This is a genomic window from Kitasatospora sp. NPDC003701 (genome assembly GCF_053587085.1).
In genome coordinates this window covers 2,730-24,166 of sequence record NZ_JBSFNM010000040.1, presented here as the reverse complement: position 1 = coordinate 24,166, position 21,437 = coordinate 2,730, and the positions used below count along the sequence as shown (strand labels likewise).

The 21,437-nt window shown below is 75.0% G+C and carries 2 protein-coding genes (1 of these 2 only partly in view); both read right to left on the bottom strand.

Annotated elements, in window-relative coordinates; all coding sequences use genetic code 11:
• Positions 1 to 16,446 carry the 5' portion of an amino acid adenylation domain-containing protein gene (locus tag ACWDRR_RS29790; protein WP_449775337.1) on the bottom strand. It extends 5,592 nt beyond the left edge of the window, so only the first 16,446 of its 22,038 coding nucleotides appear in the window; its start codon is at positions 16,444 to 16,446; its stop codon lies beyond the left edge, outside the window.
• On the bottom strand, positions 16,443 to 21,437 hold the full coding sequence (locus ACWDRR_RS29785; RefSeq protein WP_449775336.1) for an amino acid adenylation domain-containing protein: 4,995 nt from the start codon (positions 21,435 to 21,437) through the stop codon (positions 16,443 to 16,445). The genes ACWDRR_RS29790 and ACWDRR_RS29785 overlap by 4 nt, the downstream gene beginning before the upstream one ends.

The following is a 21,437-nucleotide window of genomic DNA, read 5'->3' as shown; positions in this document are numbered from 1 at the left end:
GACCAGGTCCTCGGCGCGGAGCACCGGTCCGTCGAAGACGCCTTCCAGGCCCTCGGCGTAGCGGCCGTGCGCCACGACGGCGACGGCGTGCGCGTCCAGCAGGGTGTAGCCGCAGCGCGCGGCCGGGTAGGACGGGTCCAGCGGCAGGTACGCCGCGCCCGAGCGCCAGACGCCCAGCAGCACCGGCAGCAGTTCGGCGCCGCGGTCCATGACCACGCCGACCACCGAACCGGACGTCGCGCCGGCGGCGCGCAGGCGGGCCGCCACCGCGTCGGCGCGGGCGATCAGCTCGGCGTAGTCGAGCTGCTGCTCACCGGCGGCCACGGCCACCGCGTCGGGCGTCCGCCGGGCCTGGAGCGCGATCGCCTCCGGCACGGAGGAGATGCCGAAGTCGACGAGTTCGCCGGCCTCCGGGAGGCCGCCGTCCTCGCGCGGCGAGCCGGCCCGGGCGAAGGCCGCCAGGGCGGCGACGGTGCGGTGCTCGAACAGGTCGCGCACCGCGACGTCGAAGCCCTCCGCACGCAGCGCACCGACCACCGAGATCGCCCGGATGGAGTCGCCGCCGACCTCGAAGAAGCCGTCCTCGACACCCACCCGCTCAAGACCCAGCACCGACTGCCACACCGCGGCCACCACGCGCTCGTCCGCCGACCGCGGCGCCACGAACGCACCGCCACCGCGCACGTCGTCGCGGCCCGGCACCGGCAGCGCCGCCCGGTCCAGCTTGCCGTTCACATTCAGCGGCACCCGCTCCAGCAGCACGAAGGCCGACGGCACCATGTACGCCGGCAGCGTCCGGCCGCACCACTCCGCCAGCTCCTGCGCCGACGGCACCCCCGCCCCCGGCGCCGGCACCACGTAACCCACCAGACGGGCACCCGAACCGTCGTCGTCCCGGGCGATCACCACGGCCTCGCCCACCGACGGGCTCGCCGCCAGCGCGACCTCGACCTCACCCGGCTCGATCCGGTAGCCCCGGACCTTCACCTGGTGGTCCCGACGACCCACGAACTCCAGCACACCGTCGGCCCGGCGCCGCGCCAGGTCACCACTGCGGTACATCCGCGAACCCGCCACCCCGAACGGGTCCGGCACGAAACGCTCCGCCGTCAAACGCGGCGAGGAGTACCCACGGGCCACACCCGCACCCGCCACACAGATCTCCCCGACCACACCCACCGGAACGAGGTTCCCCGCCTCGTCCACCAGGTGCAGGCGCAGGTCGCTGAGCGGGCGGCCGATCGCGTTGCCGGCGTCGGCGGCGAAGTCCTTGCGGGTCAGTCGGTGGTAGGTGCTGTGCACGGTGGTCTCGGTGATCCCGTACATGTTCACCAGCGCGGTGCGGCTCAGGCTGCGGCGCTCGATCCAGGGCGCGAGCGCCGGGATCTCCAGCCGCTCACCGGCGAAGACCACCGCGCGCAGGGCCAGCGCCTTGATCCGCGGGTCGCCGTCGCGGGCGGCCGCCACCAGCGCGCGGAAGGCGCTCGGCGTCTGGGAGAGCACCGTGACCTCCTCCTCGACCAGCAGGTCGAGCAGGTCCTCCGGCGAGCGGGTGGTGTCCGCGGCGACCACCACGACGCGGCCGCCGTTGCCCAGCGCGGCCCACAGCTCGAAGACGGAGACGTCGAACGCGTAGGAGTGGGTCATGCTGAACACGTCCGACTCGTCGAACGCGTAGTGCTCCTGGGCGGTGGCGACGAGCCGGACCACGTTGCGGTGCGTCACCTGGACGCCCTTGGGCAGACCGGTCGAGCCCGAGGTGTAGATGGCGTACGCGAGCTGGTCGCTCTCGATCGCCACCCGGGGGGCCGTCACGGGCAGGCCGGCGAGCAGCGCGGCCTCGGCGTCGTCGTCGAGGACGACCAGCGGGCCGTCGAAGAACTCGCGGACCAGCGGCTCCAGCGCACGGACGGTGACGACCAGTCCGGCCCGGGCGTCCGTGGCGATGTGGCCCAGTCGTCCGGCGGGGGCCGCCGGGTCGAGCGGCAGGTAGGCGGCACCCGACTTGAGGGTGCCCAGCAGGCCGGGGACGAGGTGCTCGTCGCGCTCCAGGCAGAGGCCGATCAGCTGCTCCGGCTCCGCGCCCAGCTCGATCAGGCGGTGGGCCAGCCGGTTGGCGCGCTCGTCGAGCTCGCGGTAGCTGAGCGTGACGCCCTGCGCGGTGACCGCCGGCTCGTCCGGCAGCGCGTCCCGCTGGTCCGCGAACAGGCGCGTCAGCGTGCCGCCGACGGCGTCCGCGCCGGCCCCGGAGCCGTCCTCGGACAGCAGCCGGGCGCGTTCCTCGGCGGGCAGGTAGATCGCCGAGGCGTCCCCGTCCTCGTTGTTCGCCATACCTTCCAAGACCTCGCGGTACATGGCGGTGATCCTTTCCATGCCAGCCGGACTGATCACGGCCGAGTGGCTGCTGAGGTGCAGACGGCTTCCACGGTTGTGGACGGTCAGGCCGATGCCGGTCTCGACCGGGGCGTTGCTGATCCGCCGCCCGGTGTCCACGACCTCGTCGTCGACCAGGTGGAAGTCGAGGTAGTTGAAGTAGACGTGCACCAGCCGGCCGCCGCCCCCGGCGCGCTGGATCAGCGGCATCGGGTACCGGCGGTGCGGCCAGAGCTCGACCTCACGGGCGTAGACCCGCTGCACGAGCTCCCGCCAGGTGCGGGCGCCCCGGTCCATCGGGAACGGGACCGTGTTGAGGTACATGCCGGGCACCCGCTCGGCGCCGAGCACCTCGACGCGGGTGTCGCAGACCAGCCCGGAGTGGAACCCGAAGGCGTCGGTGAGCTGGCTCATCACCTTCAGGTGCGCGGCGTGCAGGACCGACTTGAGCGAGGCCTGGGCCCTGGAAGCGAGCCCCCGCAGACCGGCTTCGAGGTCCTCGAACGGGACCTGGCCGTAGACCGGCGCCGGCTCCGCCCCGGGGTTCGCGCCGAGCCCGGTCAGGTTGAGCGGGCTGTACTCGGAGACGATCCCGCGCCAGTAGGTCTGCTGCTCCTCGTCGGCGATCGCGGCCAGTTCCCCGGCCACGGTGTCGGCGAAGCGGACGGCGGGCAGTTCGGCCGGCTCGGGGGTCCGGCCGGCCCGCAGCGCGCGGTAGGTCTCCAGCAGCTCCATCAGGACGAGGTGGTAGCTCCAGCCCTCGGTGACGGCGTGGCACTGGGTGAAGGTGAGCCACCAGGCCTCGTCGCTCTCCACGTGGGCGTGGATCCGCAGCAGCGGCGCGGTGGCGAGGTCGAACGGCCGGGCCCGCTGGTCCTTGACGTAGGCCTGGAGTTCGGCGACCGCCGCCTCCTGGTCGAGCCCGCGCAGGTCCGCGCTGCCGACCGGGATGCTCGACCGCCCGTGCACGACCTGGAGCGGCACCGAGTGGCCGGTCAACCGGATCGAGGTGCGCAGGACCTCGTGCCGCGCGGAGAGCAGGTCCGCCGCCTCGCGCAGGGTCTCGGCCGCGAAGGGGTGCTCGTCCTTGATCCGGAAGCTGTTGACGATGTGGTAGACGTTCCGGTCGCTGTCGGCGAGCATCTCGACGAGCATGCCGAGCTGGTTCTGCGTCAGCGGGTAGGCGTCGACCGCGTCCTCGGGCAGCGCCTCCCGGTCCTTCTCCGGGACGAGCGCGAACGGCGCGACGGTGCTCTGGGCGTCCTCGCCCAGCCTCGGCCGCAGGGCCAGCGCCTCGGCGAGCCGGGCGACCGTACGGAACTCGAAGACGTCGCGGACGGTGGCGTCCAGGCCCTCGGCGCGGACCCGGCCGACCAGCGCGACGGCGACCAGCGAGTCGCCGCCGAGGTCGAAGAAGTTGTCCTCGATCCCGACCTCCGGAACGTGCAGCGCCTCGCTCCAGATGCCGCACAGCCGGCGTTCGACGGCGTTGCGCGGCGGGACGGAGGCCATGCCCGCGAAGTGCTCCCCGCCGGGCTCGGGCAGGGCGCGCCGGTCGGTCTTGCCGTTCGGGGTCAGCGGGAGCGACTCCATCGCCACGAAGGCCGCGGGGACCATGTGCAGCGGCAGCCGGTCGGTGAGCCAGGCGCGCAGCTCGGCCGGCACCGGGGCCCGGTCGGCGGCCGGGACCAGGTAGGCCACCAGCCGCTTGCGCTCGCTCCCGGCGTCGGTGCCGCGCAGCAGGACCACGGCGGTGCCGACGGCCGGGTGCGCGGCCAGCGAGGCCTCGATCTCGCCCAGCTCGACGCGCTGCCCGTTCACCTTGACCTGGTCGTCGACCCGGTCGAGGAACTCCAGCTGCCCGTCGGCGCGCCGGCAGACCAGGTCGCCGGTGCGGTAGAGCCGGGTGCCCGGCTCGCCCCACGGGTCGGGGACGAAACGCTCGGCGGTCAGCCCGGGGCGGCCGATGTAGCCGCGGCTCACCCCGACGCCGCCCGCGTAGAGCTCGCCCGGCACGCCGACCGGGACGAGCTCGCCGGCCTCGTCGAGCACGTACAGGGTCGTGTTGCGCACGGCCCGGCCGATCGGGACCCTGATCCCCTCGGCCTCTCCGGCCTCGGTCAGGATCGCGTGGGTGATGTCGTCGGAGCACTCCGTCGGGCCGTAGGCGTTGACCATCGGCACCTGCGGGAACCGGGAGAACCAGCGCACGCACAGCTCGGGCGGGAGGGTCTCGCCGGTGACCACCAGGCGGCGCAGCGCGGGCAGGTCCGGAGCCGGGGTACCGGCGTCCCAGACGTCCAGCGCGGCGCGCAGCACCGAGGGCACCACTTCGAGCACGGTGACGCCGTCGCGGACGACCCGGTCGAACAGGGCCGCCGGGTCGGCGGCGGCCTCGGAGCCGATGACGCTCACCGACCCGCCGACCACGAAGGCGACGAGCATCTGCCAGACCGAGACGTCGAAGCTCAGCGGGGCGTTCTGCGCGACGACGTCGTCGCCCGTCAGCTCCAGGTCCTCGACCTTGGCGAGCAGGTGGTTGCCCATGCCGCGGTGGTGCACCATCACGCCCTTGGGGCGGCCGGTGGAACCGGAGGTGTAGATCACGTAGGCCAGGTTGTCGAGCGTGACCTGCGGGGTCGGGGCGGTCGCGGGCCGGTCGGCCCACTCCTCGGCGCGGTCGAGCCCGACGATCCGCCGGCCGTCGCGGCCCGCCGGGTCGTCGGACCGGTCGGCGATCAGCAGCCGGACGCCCGAGTCGTCGAGCAGGTAGGCCTTGCGCTCGTCGGGCAGGTGCGGGTCCACCGGCAGGTAGGCGCCGCCGGTCTTGAGCACCGCGAGCACCGCGACCAGCTGCTCGACCGAGCGCTCGGCGAGCAGGCCGACCACGCTCTCCGGCCCCGTCCCGAGCGAGACGAGGTGGTGCGCGAGCCGGTTGGCGCGCGCGTCCAGCTCGGCGTAGCTGAGCTGCTCGCGGCCGTCGCGGGCGGCGAGCGCCTCCGGGCGTTCGGCGGCGAAGCGGGTGAACGCCGCCACGGCGTCGAGGTCGACGGGCTCGCGGGCGGTGTCCGTCCACAGCTCCAGCAGGTTGCGGCGGTCCTCCTCGGGCAGCAGGACGCCCTGCGGCGAGCCGTCGGCGTCGGCCGCGATCGCGGCCAGCACCGCGCGGTACATCGCGGCCAGGCGGGCGGCCGCCTCCCGGTCCATCACGTGGGTGTTCGTGGTGAGCGAGATGTGCACCGGCGAGCAGTTGACGGTGAGGGCGAAGTCGTTCTGCGAGTCGCCGATCCGCGGCCCGTCGCCGGCCGCCTCCTCCTGCTTCGCGAAGTCGAAGTAGTTGAAGACGACGTCGAACAGCGCCTCGCCGGCGTCCGGGCGCAGCCTGGCGATGGCCGGCATCGGGTAGTGCCGGTGCGTCCAGGCCGCGGCCTCCCGGTCGAAGGCCGTACGGACCAGCCGCAGCCAGGTGTCCGGCAGGGCGTCCACCGCGAACGGCACCGTGTTGAGGTGCATGCCGTACACGCGCTCGGCGCCGGTCAGCTCCGGGCGGGCGTCGGCGACCAGGCCGAAGTAGCGGCCGGGCTCGTTGGCCAGCTGGGACACGACCTTGGTGTGCGCGGCGAGCAGCACGCTCTTGACGGAGGTGCGGGCCCGGGCGGCGACCGCCTGGAGCGCCTCGGCCAGATCGGGGAAGTCGATCCGCTGGTCGTAGGCCTCGCGCGGCCCGCCCTTGCGCGCCCAGACCGCGGGCAGGGCGACCGGTGAGCGCTCGGCGATCACCTGCTGCCAGTGGGCGCGGTCCTCCTCGGAGTCCAGGGAGCGCCGTTCGGCGGCGATGAAGTCGGCGTACCGCGCCCCGGTCGGCTCGGCCGCGTCCGCCGCCCCGCCGGCGCGCAGCCCGCGGTAGGCGGCCAGCAGCTCGGTGACCAGGTTGTGGCGGGCCCAGCCCTCGTGGGTGGCGTGCGGCTGGACCAGCGTCAGCCACCAGCCGTCCTCGCCGTCGAGGACCACCGCGACCCGCAGCAGCGGGGCGGCGGAGAGGTCGAACGGCGTGACCCGCTCGCGCTCCAGCAGGCCTTCGAGCTCCTCGCGCCGCTCGTGCACGGTCAGCGGGACCTCGGCGCCCGCGTGCACCAGCTGCATCGGCTCGGAGAAGCCGGTCAGGTGCATGGAGGTACGCAGCATCCCGTGCCGGGCGACGACCACGGCGAGCGCCGCGCGGAACGCGTGCGCGTCGAAGGGCTGCCGGTCCGGGACGCGCTGCGAGCCGACGCTGTGGTAGGTCGAGCCGTCCCCGCTCGCCAGCATCTCGACCAGCATGCCGGTCTGGATCCGGGAGAGCGGGTAGGCGTCCACCACGTCGGCGGGCACCTTGGCGCGGTCCTCGGCGGAGACCAGCGCGAACGGGGCGACCGGGGTCACGGCCCCGGTCGGGGCGGTGCGCTCGGCGAGCGCCCGGCTGCTGCCGGCCACGGTGCCGTGCTCGAAGAGGTCGCGGACCTGGGCGTCCAGGCCCTCCGCGCGCAGGGCGCTGATCAGCGCGATCACCTTGATCGAGTCGCCGCCGATCTCGAAGAACCGGTCCTCGACGCCGACCCTCGGCACCCCGAGGACGGCCGACCAGACCGCCGCGACCCGCTGCTCCAGCGGGGTGCGCGGGGCGGTGTAGGCGCGCTCCGCCGCCTCCTGGGCGTCGGGCAGGGCCTTGCGGTCCAGCTTGCCGTTGGCGGTCAGCGGCAGCGCGTCCATCGGGACGAACACCGCCGGGACCATGTACTCGGGCAGCACCTCGGCGCAGTGGGCGGCCAGCTCGGCCGCGCCGGCCCCGCCGACCACGTACGCCACCAGGCGCAGGTCCCCGGCCGGTGAGGCGCTCGCGATCGCCGCCGCGTCCCGGACCTCGGGGTGGGCGCGCAGCGCGGCGGCCACCTCACCCAGCTCGATCCGGTGACCGCGGATCTTCACCTGGTCGTCCAGGCGACCGAGGAACCTGACGTTCCCGTCGGTGTCCCGGCAGGCCAGGTCGCCGGTGCGGTACATCCGCGAGCCGGGGGCGCCGAAGGGGTCGGGCAGGAAGCGCCCGGCGGTCAGCCCGGGTCGTCCGCGGTAGCCGCGGGCGACGCCGGTGCCGACCACGAACAGCTCGCCGGCCACGCCGTCGGGCACCGGCTGGAGGTTGTCGTCGAGGACGTACATGCCCATGTTGGGCAGGGACTTGCCGATCGGCACCACGCCGGCCGGCACCGGGAGCGACAGCGGGTTGACGCAGGTGCCGACGGAGGCCTCGGTCGGGCCGTACTCGTTGACCAGGCGGCGGTCGCCGAGCCACCCGGCCCACTGGCCGGCCAGCGCGCCGGGCAGGGCCTCGCCGGCCACCACGACGACGCCGGCCAGGTCGCGGGCCTGCGCCGCGGTGATCTGCCCGGACAGGATCTCCAGGTGACCGGGGGTCAGCTTGAGGAAGGAGTACGGGGCGCCGGCCAGCAGCTCGCGGCCGAGGTCCGAGAGGTCCAGGCCGGCGGGCAGCATCCGCACCGGGTCGCCGGTCAGCAGCGGCGCCCACAGGTTGGGCACCACCAGGTCGAAGGCGACCGAGGAGAACAACGCCGATCCGCCCCGGCCGGCCCCGCCGAGGTCGCGGGCCGCCCAGCCGAGGTGGTTGGCCAGGCCCTCGTGGGTGACCTCGACACCCTTCGGCCGGCCGGTCGAGCCCGAGGTGTAGATGACGTAGGCGAGGTCCTGCGGGTCCGGCAGGTGGACGGCGGCCGGACGGTCCGCGCCGGACGGGGCCGGCGCGTCCGCGAGCACCAGCGGGCCCGGGAAGGCCTCGCCCAGCTGCTCGGCGTGGTGGCGCTGGGTGACGGCGGCCGCGGCGCCGGCGTCGGCCAGCAGCGCGCCCCGGCGCTTGGCCGGGTAGGACGGGTCCAGCGGCAGGTACGCCGCGCCCGCCCGCCAGATGCCCAGCAGCGCGGGCAGCAGGTCGAGGCCCTGGTCGACGACCACGCCGACCAGCGAGCCCGGCGCGACCGCGGCGGCCCGCAGCCGCTCGGCGACCGCGTCGGCCGAGGCGAGCAGCTGCGCGTAGGAGAGCGTCCGCTCCCCCGCGACGACGGCGACCGCGTCGGGGGTGCGCGCGGCCTGCGCCGCGATCCGCTCGGGCACGCTCGCGCGGCCGAAGTCGGCCTTCTCGCCCCACTGCTCGACGCCCACCGCGTCGGCCGGCAGCCGGACCGTCCGGGCGTCGCCGTCGGGGCCGGCGGCCATCGACTCCAGCACCGCGCGGTACATCGCGGCCAGGTGGTCGGCCCGCTCCTGGGTCATGGTGTGCGAGTCGGTGCGCAGCGTCAGGATGGTGTCGAGGGTGGTGACGCCGAGCGCGAACTCGGTGGCACTGGTGTTGATCCCGGTGCTCTCGTCGGTGGTGTCCTCGAGGTCCGCGCCGGAGAAGTCCAGGTAGCTGAAGAAGGCTTCCAGGACGCGGCCGCCCCCGGCCAGCTCGGTCTGGATGGCGGGCATCGGGAAGTGCCGGTGCTCCCACATCCGGGACTCGCCCTCGAACACCGAGGCGACCAGCTCGCGCCAGGTGCGCGCGGAGCGGTCGTGGCCGAACGGCACGGTGTTGAGCAGCATGCCCAGCACGCGGTCGGCGCCGGCCGTCTCCGGACGGGTGTGGCAGACCACGCCGGTCTGGAACGAGGCCTCGTGGGTGAGCTGGCTCATCACCTTCAGGTGGGCGGCCAGCAGCACGCTCTTGAGCGAGACGCCCGCCTCCCGGGCCAGGGCGCGCAGCCCCGGTTCGAGGTCGGTGAACCGCAGGCCGGCGCGGACCTTGGCGCGCGGCGCGGTGGTGTCGCCCCGCCAGGTCTCCGGGAAGGTCAGCCGGGCCCGGTTGTCGACGATCTCCTGCCAGTACCCGCGGGAGTCCTCGGAGGCGAGCGCCGCCAGCTCGGCCGCGATGGAGTCGGCGTAGCGCGCCGTCCCCGCCTCGGGCGCCGCGGGGGTCCGCCCGGCCAGGACCTGCCGGTAGCACTCGACGAGCTCGGTCAGCAGGAGGTGGTAGCTCCAGCCGTCGAGCAGCGCGTGGCTCTTGGTGAAGGTGCAGCGCCAGGTGCCCTCGTCCTCGGTGTGGACGAAGATCCGCAGCATCGGCCGGCCGGCCTGGAGGTCGAAGGCGCGGGCCTGCTCGGCGGCGACGAAGCGCTCCAGGTCGGCCCGCCGCTCCTGCTCGGAGCGGCCGGACAGGTCGGCGTACCCGACCTCGATGTCCGTCCCGGCGTGGACGACCTGCATCGGCACCGAGTAGGTGTGCAGGTCGAACGAGGTCCGCAGGATGTCGTGCCGGGCCGCCACGAGGTCCACGGTCCGGCGGAAGGCCGCCGGGTCGAACGCGACGGAGTCCGCGATGAGGAACGAGGCCACGTCGAGGTAGGAGTTGTCGGCCTCGGAGGCCAGTGTCTCGACCAGCATGCCGAGCTGGTTCTGCGACAGCGGGTAGGCGTCCACGGCCCCGGCCGGCAGCACGGCCCGGTCCTCGGCGCCGATCAGCGCGAACGGCGCGACGGCGGTCGCGGTCGCCTCGACCGCGTCGCGGCGGCGCAGCAGCTCGGCGAGCCCGGCGACGGTGCGCGCCTCGAAGACGTCGCGCACCCCGATGTCGAGGCCGGAGGAGCGCAGCGAGCCGACCAGGGAGACGGCGCGGATGGAGTCGCCGCCGTGGTCGAAGAAGCTGGTCTCGACGTCGACCTCGTCGAGGCCGAGCACCTGCGACCAGACCGCGGCGACCCGCTCCTCCAGCGGGTCGCCCGGCGCGCGCCGGGCGGCCCGGCGGGCCTGCGCCGCCGCCTCGGGGGCGGGCAGCGCGGCGCGGTCCAGCTTGCCGTTGGCGGTCAGCGGGACCGAGGGCACCGCGACGAAGGCGTCCGGAACCATGTAGGCGGGCAGGAAGGCGGCCGCGCTCGCGCTGAGCGCGGCGGTGTCGAGGGCCTCGCCGGACTCGCTCACGTAGTAGGCGGTCAGCAGCCGGCCGGCCGCGGTGGGCACCGGGGTGACCCGGGCCTGGGAGACCCCGGGCACCGCCGCGAGCACCGCCTCGATCTCGCCGAGCTCGACGCGGTAGCCACGGATCTTCACCTGCTCGTCGCGGCGGCCCAGGAAGTCGGCGTCGCCGTTCGGCAGCAACCGGACCAGGTCGCCGGTGCGGTACAGGCGGGCACCGGGCTCGCCCCACGGGTCCGGCACGAAGCGCTCGGCCGTCTGGCCCGGCCGGCCGGCGTAGCCGCGGGCGAGGTGGCCGCCGCCGATGCACAGCTCGCCGACCACGCCGACCGGCACCGGCTGGAGGTGCTCGTCGAGGACGTACATCGAGGTGCCGGGGATCGGCCGGCCGATCGGGACCGGGTCCTGGGCGAGCGCGCCGGTCACGGCGTACACGCTGTTGCCGACGGTCGCCTCGGTCGGGCCGTACTCGTTGACGACGCGGCCGCCGCCGAGCAGCTCGCACCAGGCCTCCGCGACGCGGGCGGACAGGCTCTCGCCGCCGACCACGAGGGTGCGGGTGAGGCCGCGGGCGTCCTCGAACTGCTTGGACAGCAGTTCGAGGTGGCCGGGCGTCAGCTTGAGGAAGGCGAACGGCGCCGCGGCCCGCAGCGCGCGCCCGAGGTCGGCCAGGTCCAGCTCCTCCGGGAACACGTGGACCGGGCGTCCGGCCGCGAGCGCGGCCCAGAGCGTCGGCACCACGAGGTCGAAGGCGACCGAGGAGAACAGCGCGGTGCCGCCCTCCGAGTCGATGTAGTCGGTGACGGCCCAGTCGAGGTAGCCCGCCAGCGCCCGGTGGCCGATCTGCACGCCCTTGGGCGTGCCGGTGGAGCCGGAGGTGTAGATCACGTAGGCGAGCCGGTCCGAGCCGTCCGCGCGCTCGGGGGCGGTGGCCGGCCACTGCTCCGAGGAGTCCTCGCCCTCGCCGAGGGTGACGACCGGGCAGGCCGCCCGGCCGTCCAGGCGCTGCCGGCCGGCCGCGTCGGTGACCAGGGCGACGGCCTTGGCATCGGCCAGCAGGTGGGCGACCCTGCCCTCGGGGGCCGCGACGTCCAGCGGCAGGTAGGCGGCACCCGCCTTCCAGGCGGCGAGCAGCGCGACCACCAGGTCGGTGGAGCGCGGCAGCCAGACCGCGACGACCGATTCGGGGCCGGCGCCCTGCGCCCGCAGGCGGTGGGCGAACCGGTTGGCCCGGGCGTCCAGCTCGGCGAAGCTCAGCTCCTCGACGATCTCGCCGAGGACACCGCGGCCGGTGACGGCGGTCGCCGTGGGCGACTGCGCGGCGTGGCGCTCGAAGGCCGCGAGCGCCTGCTCGGCGGTGGCCGCGGCGGGGGTGGCCGACCAGTCGCCGAGCACCAGGGTGCGCTCGGCCTCGGGGAGGCGGGCGGCCTGGGCGTCGCCGTCCGGGTCCGCCGCCATCGCTTCGAGGACCAGGCGGAACATCGCGGCGATCCGCTCGGCGGCGGCGCGGCCGACCAGCCGCGGGTTGGCGGTCAGGAAGATGTGCCCCGCGCGCGAGGAGACGGTGAGCGGGAACTCGGTCGGGCTCTCGTCGTTGCCGCCGAAGCCGACCAGTTCGCCGTCGATCTGGTGGAAGTCCTGGTAGTTGAAGAAGACCTCGAACAGCCGGGAGCCCTGGCCGGAGTCCCGCACGATGGCGGGCAGCGGGTAGCCGCGGTGCGGCCAGAACGCCGCCTCCTGCCGGAAGGTCGAGCGCACCAGCTCGCGCCAGGTGCGGGCGGAGCGGTCGACCGCGAAGGGCAGCGTGTTCAGGTACATGCCGGCCACCCGGTCGGCACCGAGCCGCTCGGAGCGGGCGTCGCCGACCAGGCCGACCCGGAAGGCGGGCTCCTCGGTGAGCTGGCTCATCACCTTGCCGAAGGCGGCGAGCATGACGCTCTTGAGCGAGGCGTCGGAGGCGACGGCCAGGGTCCGCAGCCGGTCCTCCAGGTCCGCCCACGGCGTGCGCGCGGCCACCGGGACGCCGGCGTCCGCGGCCTGGTCGCCCCATGCCTCGGGCAGCACGAAGCCGGCCGTCCGGCCGACCAGGTCCCTCCAGTGGGCGCGGCTCTCCTCGTTCGCCAGGACGGCCTGCTCGGCCGCGATGAAGTCGGCGAAGCGCACGCCGGGCGCCTCGTACGGCGCGGGCTCCACGCCGTCGCGCAGTTCGCCGTGGAGCGCCAGCAGCTCCATCAGCAGGGAGTGGTGGCTCCAGCCCTCCAGCACCGCGTGGCACTCGGTGACGGAGAGCCGGTAGCCGCCGTCGGTCACGTGGACGAAGAAGCGGAGCAGCCCGGGCACCGCGAGGTCGAACAGCTCGGCGCGGTCGGCCCTGGTGAACTCCGCCAGCACGGCGGCGACTTCGTCCTCGCCCAGGCCGCGCAGGTCGCGCACGCCGAGGCCGAGGGTCGCGGAGCCGTGCACGATCTGGAGCGGCCGCGGGTAGTCGGTCAGGTGCAGCGAGGTCCGCAGGATCTCGTGCCGCCGGGCGAGCAGCTCCAGCGCCGCACGGAACGCCGGCTCGGAGAAGCCGCGCCCGTCGGTGATCGGGAAGGTCGTGGTGTTGTGGTACAGGTTCCCGATGCCCTCGCCGGCCGGTACTCCGCTGGAGGCGAGCATCTCGACGAGCATGCCGAGCTGGTTCTGCGACATCGGGTAGGCGTCCACCGCGCCGGCCGGCAGGGCCTCCCGGTCGACACCGTCGAGGAGGGCGAACGGCTCGACGGACGGCGCCTCCGGCAGCGCCTTGGCACGGCCGCGGGCCGCCTCGGTCAGGGCGGCGACGGTGCGGTGCTCGAACAGGTCGCGCACGGCGACGTCGAAGCCCTCCGCGCGCAGCGCACCGACCACGGTGATCGCCCGGATGGAGTCGCCGCCGACGTCGAAGAAGCCGTCCTCGACACCGACCCGCTCAAGACCCAGCACCGACTGCCACACGGCGGCGACCACGCGCTCGTCCGCCGAACGCGGCGCCACGAACGCACCGCCACCGCGCACGTCGTCCCGACCCGGCACCGGCAGCGCGGCCCGGTCCAGCTTGCCGTTCACATTCAGCGGCACCCGGTCCAGCAGCACGAAGGCCGACGGCACCATGTACGCCGGCAGCGTCCGGCCGCACCACTCGGCCAGCTCCTGCGCCGACGGCACCCCGGCCCCCGGCGCCGGCACCACGTAACCCACCAGACGGGCACCCGAACCGTCGTCGTCCCGGGCGATCACCACGGCCTCGCCCACCGACGGGTTCGCCGCCAGCGCGACCTCGACCTCGCCCGGCTCGATCCGGTAGCCCCGGACCTTCACCTGGTGGTCGCGGCGGCCCATGAACTCCAGCACGCCGTCCGCCCGGCGCCGCGCCAGGTCACCACTGCGGTACATCCGCGAACCCGGCACGCCGAACGGGTCCGGCACGAAACGCTCCGCCGTCAAACGCGGCGAGGAGTACCCACGGGCCACACCCGCACCCGCGACACAGATCTCCCCGACCACACCCACCGGAACGGCCCGGCCCTCGGCGTCGAGCAGCCGCAGCCGCAGGTCCGAGAGCGGCTCGCCGATCCGGTTGGGCGCGCCCGGCTCGAAGTCGGCCGCGTCCAGGCGGTGGTGGGTGCTGTGCACGGTGGTCTCGGTGATCCCGTACATGTTGGCGAGCGCCACGCGCCCGTCCAGGCCCATCCGCTCGGCCCACGGGGCCAGTTCGCGGACCTCCAGCTTCTCACCGGCGAAGACCACCAGGCGCAGCGCGAGTTCGTCGAGCCGCGGGTCCCCCTCGCGGGCGGCGGCGACCAGGCCGCGGAAGGCCGACGGCGTCTGGGACAGCACGGTGACACCGGTGGCGACGAGGGTGCGCAGCAGGTCCTCGGGCGAGCGCACGACCTCCTCGGCGACCAGGACGAGCCGGGCGCCGTGCGCGTAGGCCGCCCACATCTCGAAGACGGAGACGTCGAAGGCGTACGAGTGGGTCATGCTGAACACGTCCGACTCGCCGAACGCGTAGTGCTCCTGAGCGGTCGTCAGGAGTCGCGCCACGTTGGCGTGGCTCACCCGGACGCCCTTGGGGCGGCCGGTCGAGCCGGAGGTGTAGATCGTGTAGGCCAGGTTGTCCGGGTGGACCTCCGCCTGCGGGTTCCCGGCCGGCTCGGCCGCGATCGCCGGGGCGTCGGCGCCGTCGAGCTCGACCACCACACCGTCGAAGTGGGTCCGCAGCTGCGGGGCCAGCCGGGCGGTGGTCAGCACGATCCCGGCCCGGGCGTCGGTCAGCACGTACTCCAGCCGGTCGGCCGGCAGCGACGGGTCCAGGGGCAGGTAGGCGGCACCCGACTTGAGCACACCGAGCAGGGCCGGGACCAGCCGCGCGTCGCGCTCCAGCAGCACGCCGACGGACCGCTCCGGCCCGGCGCCGAGGGCGCGCAGGCGGTGGGCGAGCCGGTTGGCCCGCTCGTTCACGTCCTGGTAGCCGAAGGCCTGCTCGCCGACGACCAGGGCGACGGCCTCCGGGCTCTTCGCCGCGGCGGCCTCGAACAGCTGGTGCAGGCCGGCCGGCACGGTGGCGGCCGGCAGCGGCCGGGTGTCCGCCGTCAGCGCGGCCTCCGTCCCGTCCAGGAAGACGGCGGTGCGGACGGCGGCCGACGGCTCGGTGGTGCAGCGGTCCAGCAGACGCAGGAAGTGCCGGGCGAAGCGCTCGACGGTCCGCTCGTCGAAGAGCGAGGCGGCGAAGACGAAGCCGGCGCCCATCGCGCCGGTCCGCACGCCGGAGACCTGGAGGGCCAGGTCGCACTTGGCGACGCCCTCGCCGGCCTCCAACGCGGAGGCGGCGACGTCGCCGAAGGCGAGGCCGTCGGCGCGCTCGTCGTGCATCGTGAAGGCGACCTGGTACAGCGGGGTGCGCGACAGGTCGCGCTGCGGCTCCAGCTCGTCGACCAGCCGGGCGAAGGGGATCTGCTGGTGGTCGAAGGCCTCCAGCACGGTGGCGGCGTTGCCGCGCACCAGCTCGTCGAAGCTCCGGTCGTCGGTCCAACGGCCGCGCAGGACGAGGCTGTTGATGCAGTACCCGATCAGACCGCGCAGCTGCGCGGCGTCCCGGCCGGACACGACGGTGCCCACGGCCACGTCCTGGACCCCGGTGTAGCGCGAGAGCAGGAGCTGGTACGTGGTCAGCAGCACCGCGAACGGCGTCGTGCCGTGGTTGCGGGCGTACTGCCGGACCCGGTTCGCCAGGTCCTCGGGAACGGTGAACCGGACCTGCCCGCCGGCGTGGTCACGCACGGCGGGGCGGGGGCGGTCGGTGGGCAGGTCGATCGGCTCGACCCCGGCCAGCCGGCCGCGCCAGTAGGCGAGGTCGCGCTCCGCGTCGGCGCTGTCCACCCGTGAGCGCTGCCAGGCCGCGTAGTCGGCGTACTGCACGGTCAGCTCGGGCAGCTGCGGCTCGGTGCCGCCGAGCACCGCCGTGTAGGCGGCGGCGAGTTCGGTGGCGAAGACGCCGGTGGACCAGGCGTCGCAGGCGATGTGGTGGAAGGCGACGGCGAGGATCGCCTCGTCGTCGGCGACCCGGATCAGCGAGCCGCGCACCGGCAGGTCGACCGCGAGGTCGAAGGGGCGCGCGAACTCGCGGTCGAGCGCCGCACGCGTCTCGGCCTCGCGCCGCTCGGCGGGCGCCGCGCGCAGGTCGGTCACGGCGGGCGCGGCCGGTACCTCGTCGGTCACCAGCTGGGCGGGCTCGCCGTCCACCGTCGCGTAGCGGGAGCGCAGGATCTCGTGGCGCGAGAACACGAACCGCCAGGCGGCGGCCAGCGCGTCCTCGTCCAGGGCGCCGCGCAGACGCAGCGCCAGCGGCACGACGTACTCGTCGCTCTCCGGATCCAGCCGGTTGAGGAACCACATCTGCTGCTGACCGTCACCCAGCCGCAGCGGGCGGGACCGGTCGGCCCGGGGGAACGCCTCGCGGCGCGCCGCCCCGGCGGCCTGCAGCCTCGCGCGGAACAGGTCCTCGCGGGAGGTGGGCTGGGTACCGCGCACCGGCGCCGGCTCGACCTTGTCGTTCACGCGTTGTGTCCCTTCAGGGAGTCCGGGCCCGCGCCCTGCGCGGCGTCGTCCTGGCGGATCATGTCTTCGACCAGCCGGGCCATTTCGGCGATCGTGGGCGCCTCGAAGACGTTGCGCACCCCGATCTGCAGCTGGAAGGCCTCACGCAGTCGGGCCACCAGCTGGATCGCGAGGATCGAGCTGCCGCCGGCCTGGAAGAAGTTCTCCTCGATTCCGACCGGCCCGCCCAGCAGGTCCTGCCAGATCTCGAAGATCAGTTGCTCGCCGAGGTCGCGCGGGCCGGTGGGAGCACCGGCCGAGGCCGCGGCCTCGGGCTCGGGCAGGGCCGAGCGGTCGAGCTTGCCGTTCGCGTTGAGCGGGATCCGGTCGAGCACCGTGAAGGAGGCCGGGACCGAGTAGTCGGGCAGCGCCCGCGCACAGTGCGCCGCCAGCTCCGCGCCGGCGGGGGCCGGCTCCGCCGGGTCGGCGAGCACGTAGTACGCGGTGAGTTGGAGCTCGCCGGAGGGCCTCGGCACCGGGACCACGGCCGCGTCCCGCACCGCCGGGTGCTCCAACAGCACCGCGCGGGCCTCGCCGGGCTCGACCCGGAAGCCGCGGATCTTGACCTGCTCGTCGATCCGGCCGACGAACTCCACCTGGCCGCGCACCGTCCAGCGCACCAGGTCACCGGTGCGGTAGAGGCGGGCGCCGGGGGCCCCGAGCGGGTCGGGCAGGAATCGTTCGGCGGTCAGGCCGGGCCGGCCGTGGTAGCCGCGCCCCACCCCGGTGCCACCGACGTGGAGTTCGCCGATCACGCCGACCGGGACCGGCCGCATCCGCTCGTCGAGGACCCGCATGACCATGCCGGGCAGCGGTCGGCCGATCGGCACCTCGTCGCCGAGCACCGGGTTGTCCACCGGGAACACGCAGGTGCCGACGGAGGTCTCGGTGGGGCCGTACTCGTTGATCAGCCGGCCGTCGCCGAGGGCGGCGGCCCAGGGGCGGGCCAGCGCCGCGGGCAACCGCTCGCCGGCCGCGACGATCAGGCCCTGCTCGCCGACCAGTTCGGCGCAGCGCTCGGGGCCGAGCCGGTCGGTGAGCACCTGCAGGTGGCTCGGCGTCAGCTTGAGGAAGCCGAACGGACCAGCCTTGGCCAGGTGGTCGCCGAGCTCGTAGAGGTCGCCGTCCTGGGCCTGCAGCCAGACCCGCTCACCCGTGGTCAACGGCGCCCAGACGTTCGGCACCACCAGGTCGAAGGCGATCGAGGAGAACAGCGCGCCACCACCGGGCGCGGCCCCGACGAGGGTGCGCGCGGCCCACTGGACGTGGTTGGCCAGGCCTCGGTGGGTGACCGCGACGCCCTTGGGGCGGCCGGTCGAGCCCGAGGTGAAGATGAGGTAGGCGAGCCGGTCGAGGTCGTCCGGGGCCGGGGGGAGCGGCTCGCCGGCCTCGATCGCCGCCTGCCGGCGGTCGACGTCCAGCACCGTCCAGGAGTCCACGGCGGTGGCGTACCGCTCGGCGTTCGGCCCGTCGGCGAGCAGCACCCGGGCGCCGGCGGCCTCCGCCATCCGCGCGACGCGGTCGGCCGGGAAGGTCGGGTCGACCGGCAGGTAGGCGCCGGCCGCCTTCCAGACCGCCAGCAGAGCCGCGATCAACCGCGGCCCGCGGTCCATGGCGACGACGACCACGTCCTCGGCGCCGACGCCGGCCGCGCGCAGCCGGCTCGCCAGCCGTCCCGCGTAGTCGTCCAGCCGGGCGTAGGTCCAGACGTCGTCCTCGCCGACCAGCGCCACCGCGTCCGGGGTCTCCGCGGCCCGCCGGGCCACCAGGGCCGGCACCGGGACCGGCGCCGTCCCGTCCACGGCCTCGCCGGTGCCCCAGCCGTCCACGGTCCGGAACTCGGCCGCCGAGAGCAGCGGCAGCTCGGCCAGCGCGAGGTGCGGCGCGGTCGCGGCGACCTCGATGATCCGCAGCAGGTGCTCGGTCATCCGGCGCACGGTCGCCTGGTCGAACAGCGCGGTCGCGTACTCCAGGCCGCCGACCAGCGAGCCGTCGGAGCGCGACCGCAGGATCAGGGTGAGGTCGGTGTGGGTGGAGTGCCACATCTCGGCGAGCGACTCGACCGGCGCGTCCTCGGCGATCAGGGCGTTGAAGTCGGCGTCGTGGAAGTCGAAGGCGGCCTGGAAGATCGGGGTGCGGGAGAGGTCGCGCTCGGGCGCGAGCCGCTCCACCAGCCGGTCGAAGGGCAACGACTGGTGCGCGAGCGCGGTCTTGACGGTCCCTCCGAGCCGGTCCACGGCCGCCGTGAAGGACAGCTCCGGCTCCAGGCGGGCGCGCAGCACCAGGCTGTTGAGGAAGAAGCCGACCACGCCCTCGGTCTGCGGGAACTCCCGGCCCGCGACGGGCGTGCCGATCGGCAGGTCCCAGCTGCCGCCGTGCCGTCCGAGCAGGGCGGCGAAGGCGGTGAGCAGCACGGTGAACCTGGTGGTGCCGGCCTTGCGGGCGAGCCGGTCCAGCGCCTCGCTCCGCTCGGCGTCGATCTCCAGCGGGACGATCGAGCCGCGGGCGTCGCGGACCGCCGGACGCGGCCGGTCGGTGGGCAGCCGCAGCGCCGTGAGACCGTCCAGCTCCTGGGCCCAGTGGTCGAGTTCACGCTCGGTCCAGGGCTCCTTGGCGGCCTCCTGCTGCCAGGCCGCGTAGTCGCCGTACTGGATCGGCAGGGCCGGCAGCTCGGGCGTGCGGCCGGCGGCGAGCGCCCCGAGGAGCTCGGCGAACTCGCGCTCCAGGATGCCGGTCGACCAGCCGTCGGAGGCGATGTGGTGGATCAGCAGGCACAGCGCCCGGTCGGTCCCGTCCTCGACCAGCACCGCGCGCAGCAGCGGGCCGGCCGCCAGGTCGAAGCCCTCCTGCTGCTCGGTGCGCAGGACGCCGGGCACCGCCGCGGCGCCGCCGCGCACCACCCGCAGCCCGACGGGGGCCGGCGGGTCGACGATCTGCACCGGGAGGCCGTCGATCTCGGGGAAGCGGCTGCGCAGCACCTCGTGCCGCTCGACCAGCAGGTCGAGCGCGCGCTGGACCACCGGGGTCCCGGCGTCGGCCGGCACCGGCAGGACGAGCCCGGACACCCACTCGCCGACGCCCGAGCGCAGCCGCTCGGAGAACCAGATGCGCTGCTGGCCGGGCGAGAGCGGCAGCGGCCGGCCGCGGTCGACGGGCTTCGGGCCCGGCTCGGCGGCCGTGCCCAGCAGCTCGGCCTGCGCCGCGACGGTGGTGGCGCCGAACAGCCCGCGCAGGGCGACCGTGGCGCCGGACAGCTCGCGCAGCCGGGTCACCAGGCGGGTCAGCTGCAGGGACGTGCCACCGAGGTCGAAGAAGTCGTCGTCGAGGCCGACCTCGTCGGCGCCCAGCACGGTGCGCCAGGCTCCGGCGACCAACTGCTCGGCCTCCGTCACCGGGGCGCGCCGCACACCGCCCGACCCGGCGGCGGGCACCGCCAGGGCCTTGCGGTCGATCTTGCCGGTCGGCCCGAGCGGGAGCGAGGCGTGCTCGACGAAGGTGCCCGGGACCATCGCCGGGGCGAGCGCCTCGGCGAGGAAGCGGCGCAGCTCGGCGGAGCCGGCCCGGGGCGCCTCCGGGCGCGGGACGTAGTGCGCGGCGAGTCGCTTGTCGCCGTTCGGGGTCTCGTACCCGACCACCGCGGTCATCAGCACCGACGGGTGGGCGAGCAGCGCGGCCTCGATCTCGGCGGGCTCGACGCGCACGCCGTTGATCTTGAGCTGGTCGTCGATCCGGCCCAGGTACTCCAGGACCCCGTCGTTGCGCCAGCGCACCCGGTCGCCGGTCCGGTAGAGCCGGGAGCCGTCTCCGGCGAACGGGTCGGGGACGAAGCGCTCGGCGGTCATCGCCGGGCGGCCCAGGTAGCCGCGGGCCAGGCCGATGCCGCCGGCCAGCAGCTCCCCGGCCCGGCCGGGGCCGAGCGGGCGGTCGGCGGCGTCCACGACCAGGACCCGCATGCCGGTGATGGGCCGGCCGATCGGCACCGGCCCGGTGAGCGCCTCGGGGTCGACCCGGTGCGCCGTGACGTCGATGGAGCACTCGGTCGGGCCGTAGGTGTTCCACACCTGGACCCCGGCCGCCCTGCTCCGCACCGCGGAGACCAGCTCCCTGGTCAGCGGCTCCCCCGCGGAGAACAGCAGCCGCAGCGCGTCACAGCGCTCCCAGCCGTCCTCCTCCAGCAGCAGCCGGAGCACCGACGGCACGACCTGCAGCACGGTGGCGCGGTGGTCCGCGACGGCCCGCAGCATGGCGGCCGGGTCGGCCTCCACGCCCACCGGTGCCAGGGCGACGGTGCCGCCGCTGATCAGCGGGGCGAACACCTCCCAGCAGTGGGCGTCGAAGGTGATCGCGGTCTTCTGCAGCACCGTGTCCTGCCCGGTCAGCCCGCCCTCGCGGACGACCCAGCGGACCCGGTTGGCGATGCCGCCGTGGGTGATCGCGACGCCCTTGGGCTCACCGGTCGAACCGGAGGTGTAGATGACGTAGGCGAGGTGCTCCGCCGCCGGCCGCACCTCCGGGGCCGTCGCCGGCAGGGCGTCGAACCACTCGGCCGAGCCGTCGAGGACGACCGGGTCGGCGCCCGCCTCCCGGACGGCCTGCGCCGAGGCGGCGTCGGTGATCACCAGGCGGGCCCCGCTGTCGCCGACCAGCCGGGCCAGCCGGGCCGCCGGCAGGTCCGGGGTGAGCGGCAGGTACCCGCCACCGGCCCGCCAGACGCCCAGCAGCGCGACGACGAGCTCGACGCCCCGGGGCAGGCGGACCCCCACCACGGTGTCCGGGGCGACCCCGGCCTCCAGCAGGTGGTGGGCCAGCCGGTTGGCCCGGGCGTCGAGCTCGGCGTAACCGAGGGAGCTCGCGCCGTCCGTCACCGCGACCGCGTGCGGCGTCAGGTCGGCCTGCTGGGCCACGAGCTGCGCGAGCAGGGCGGACTCGTCGCTCGGCACTGGCGGGTTCAT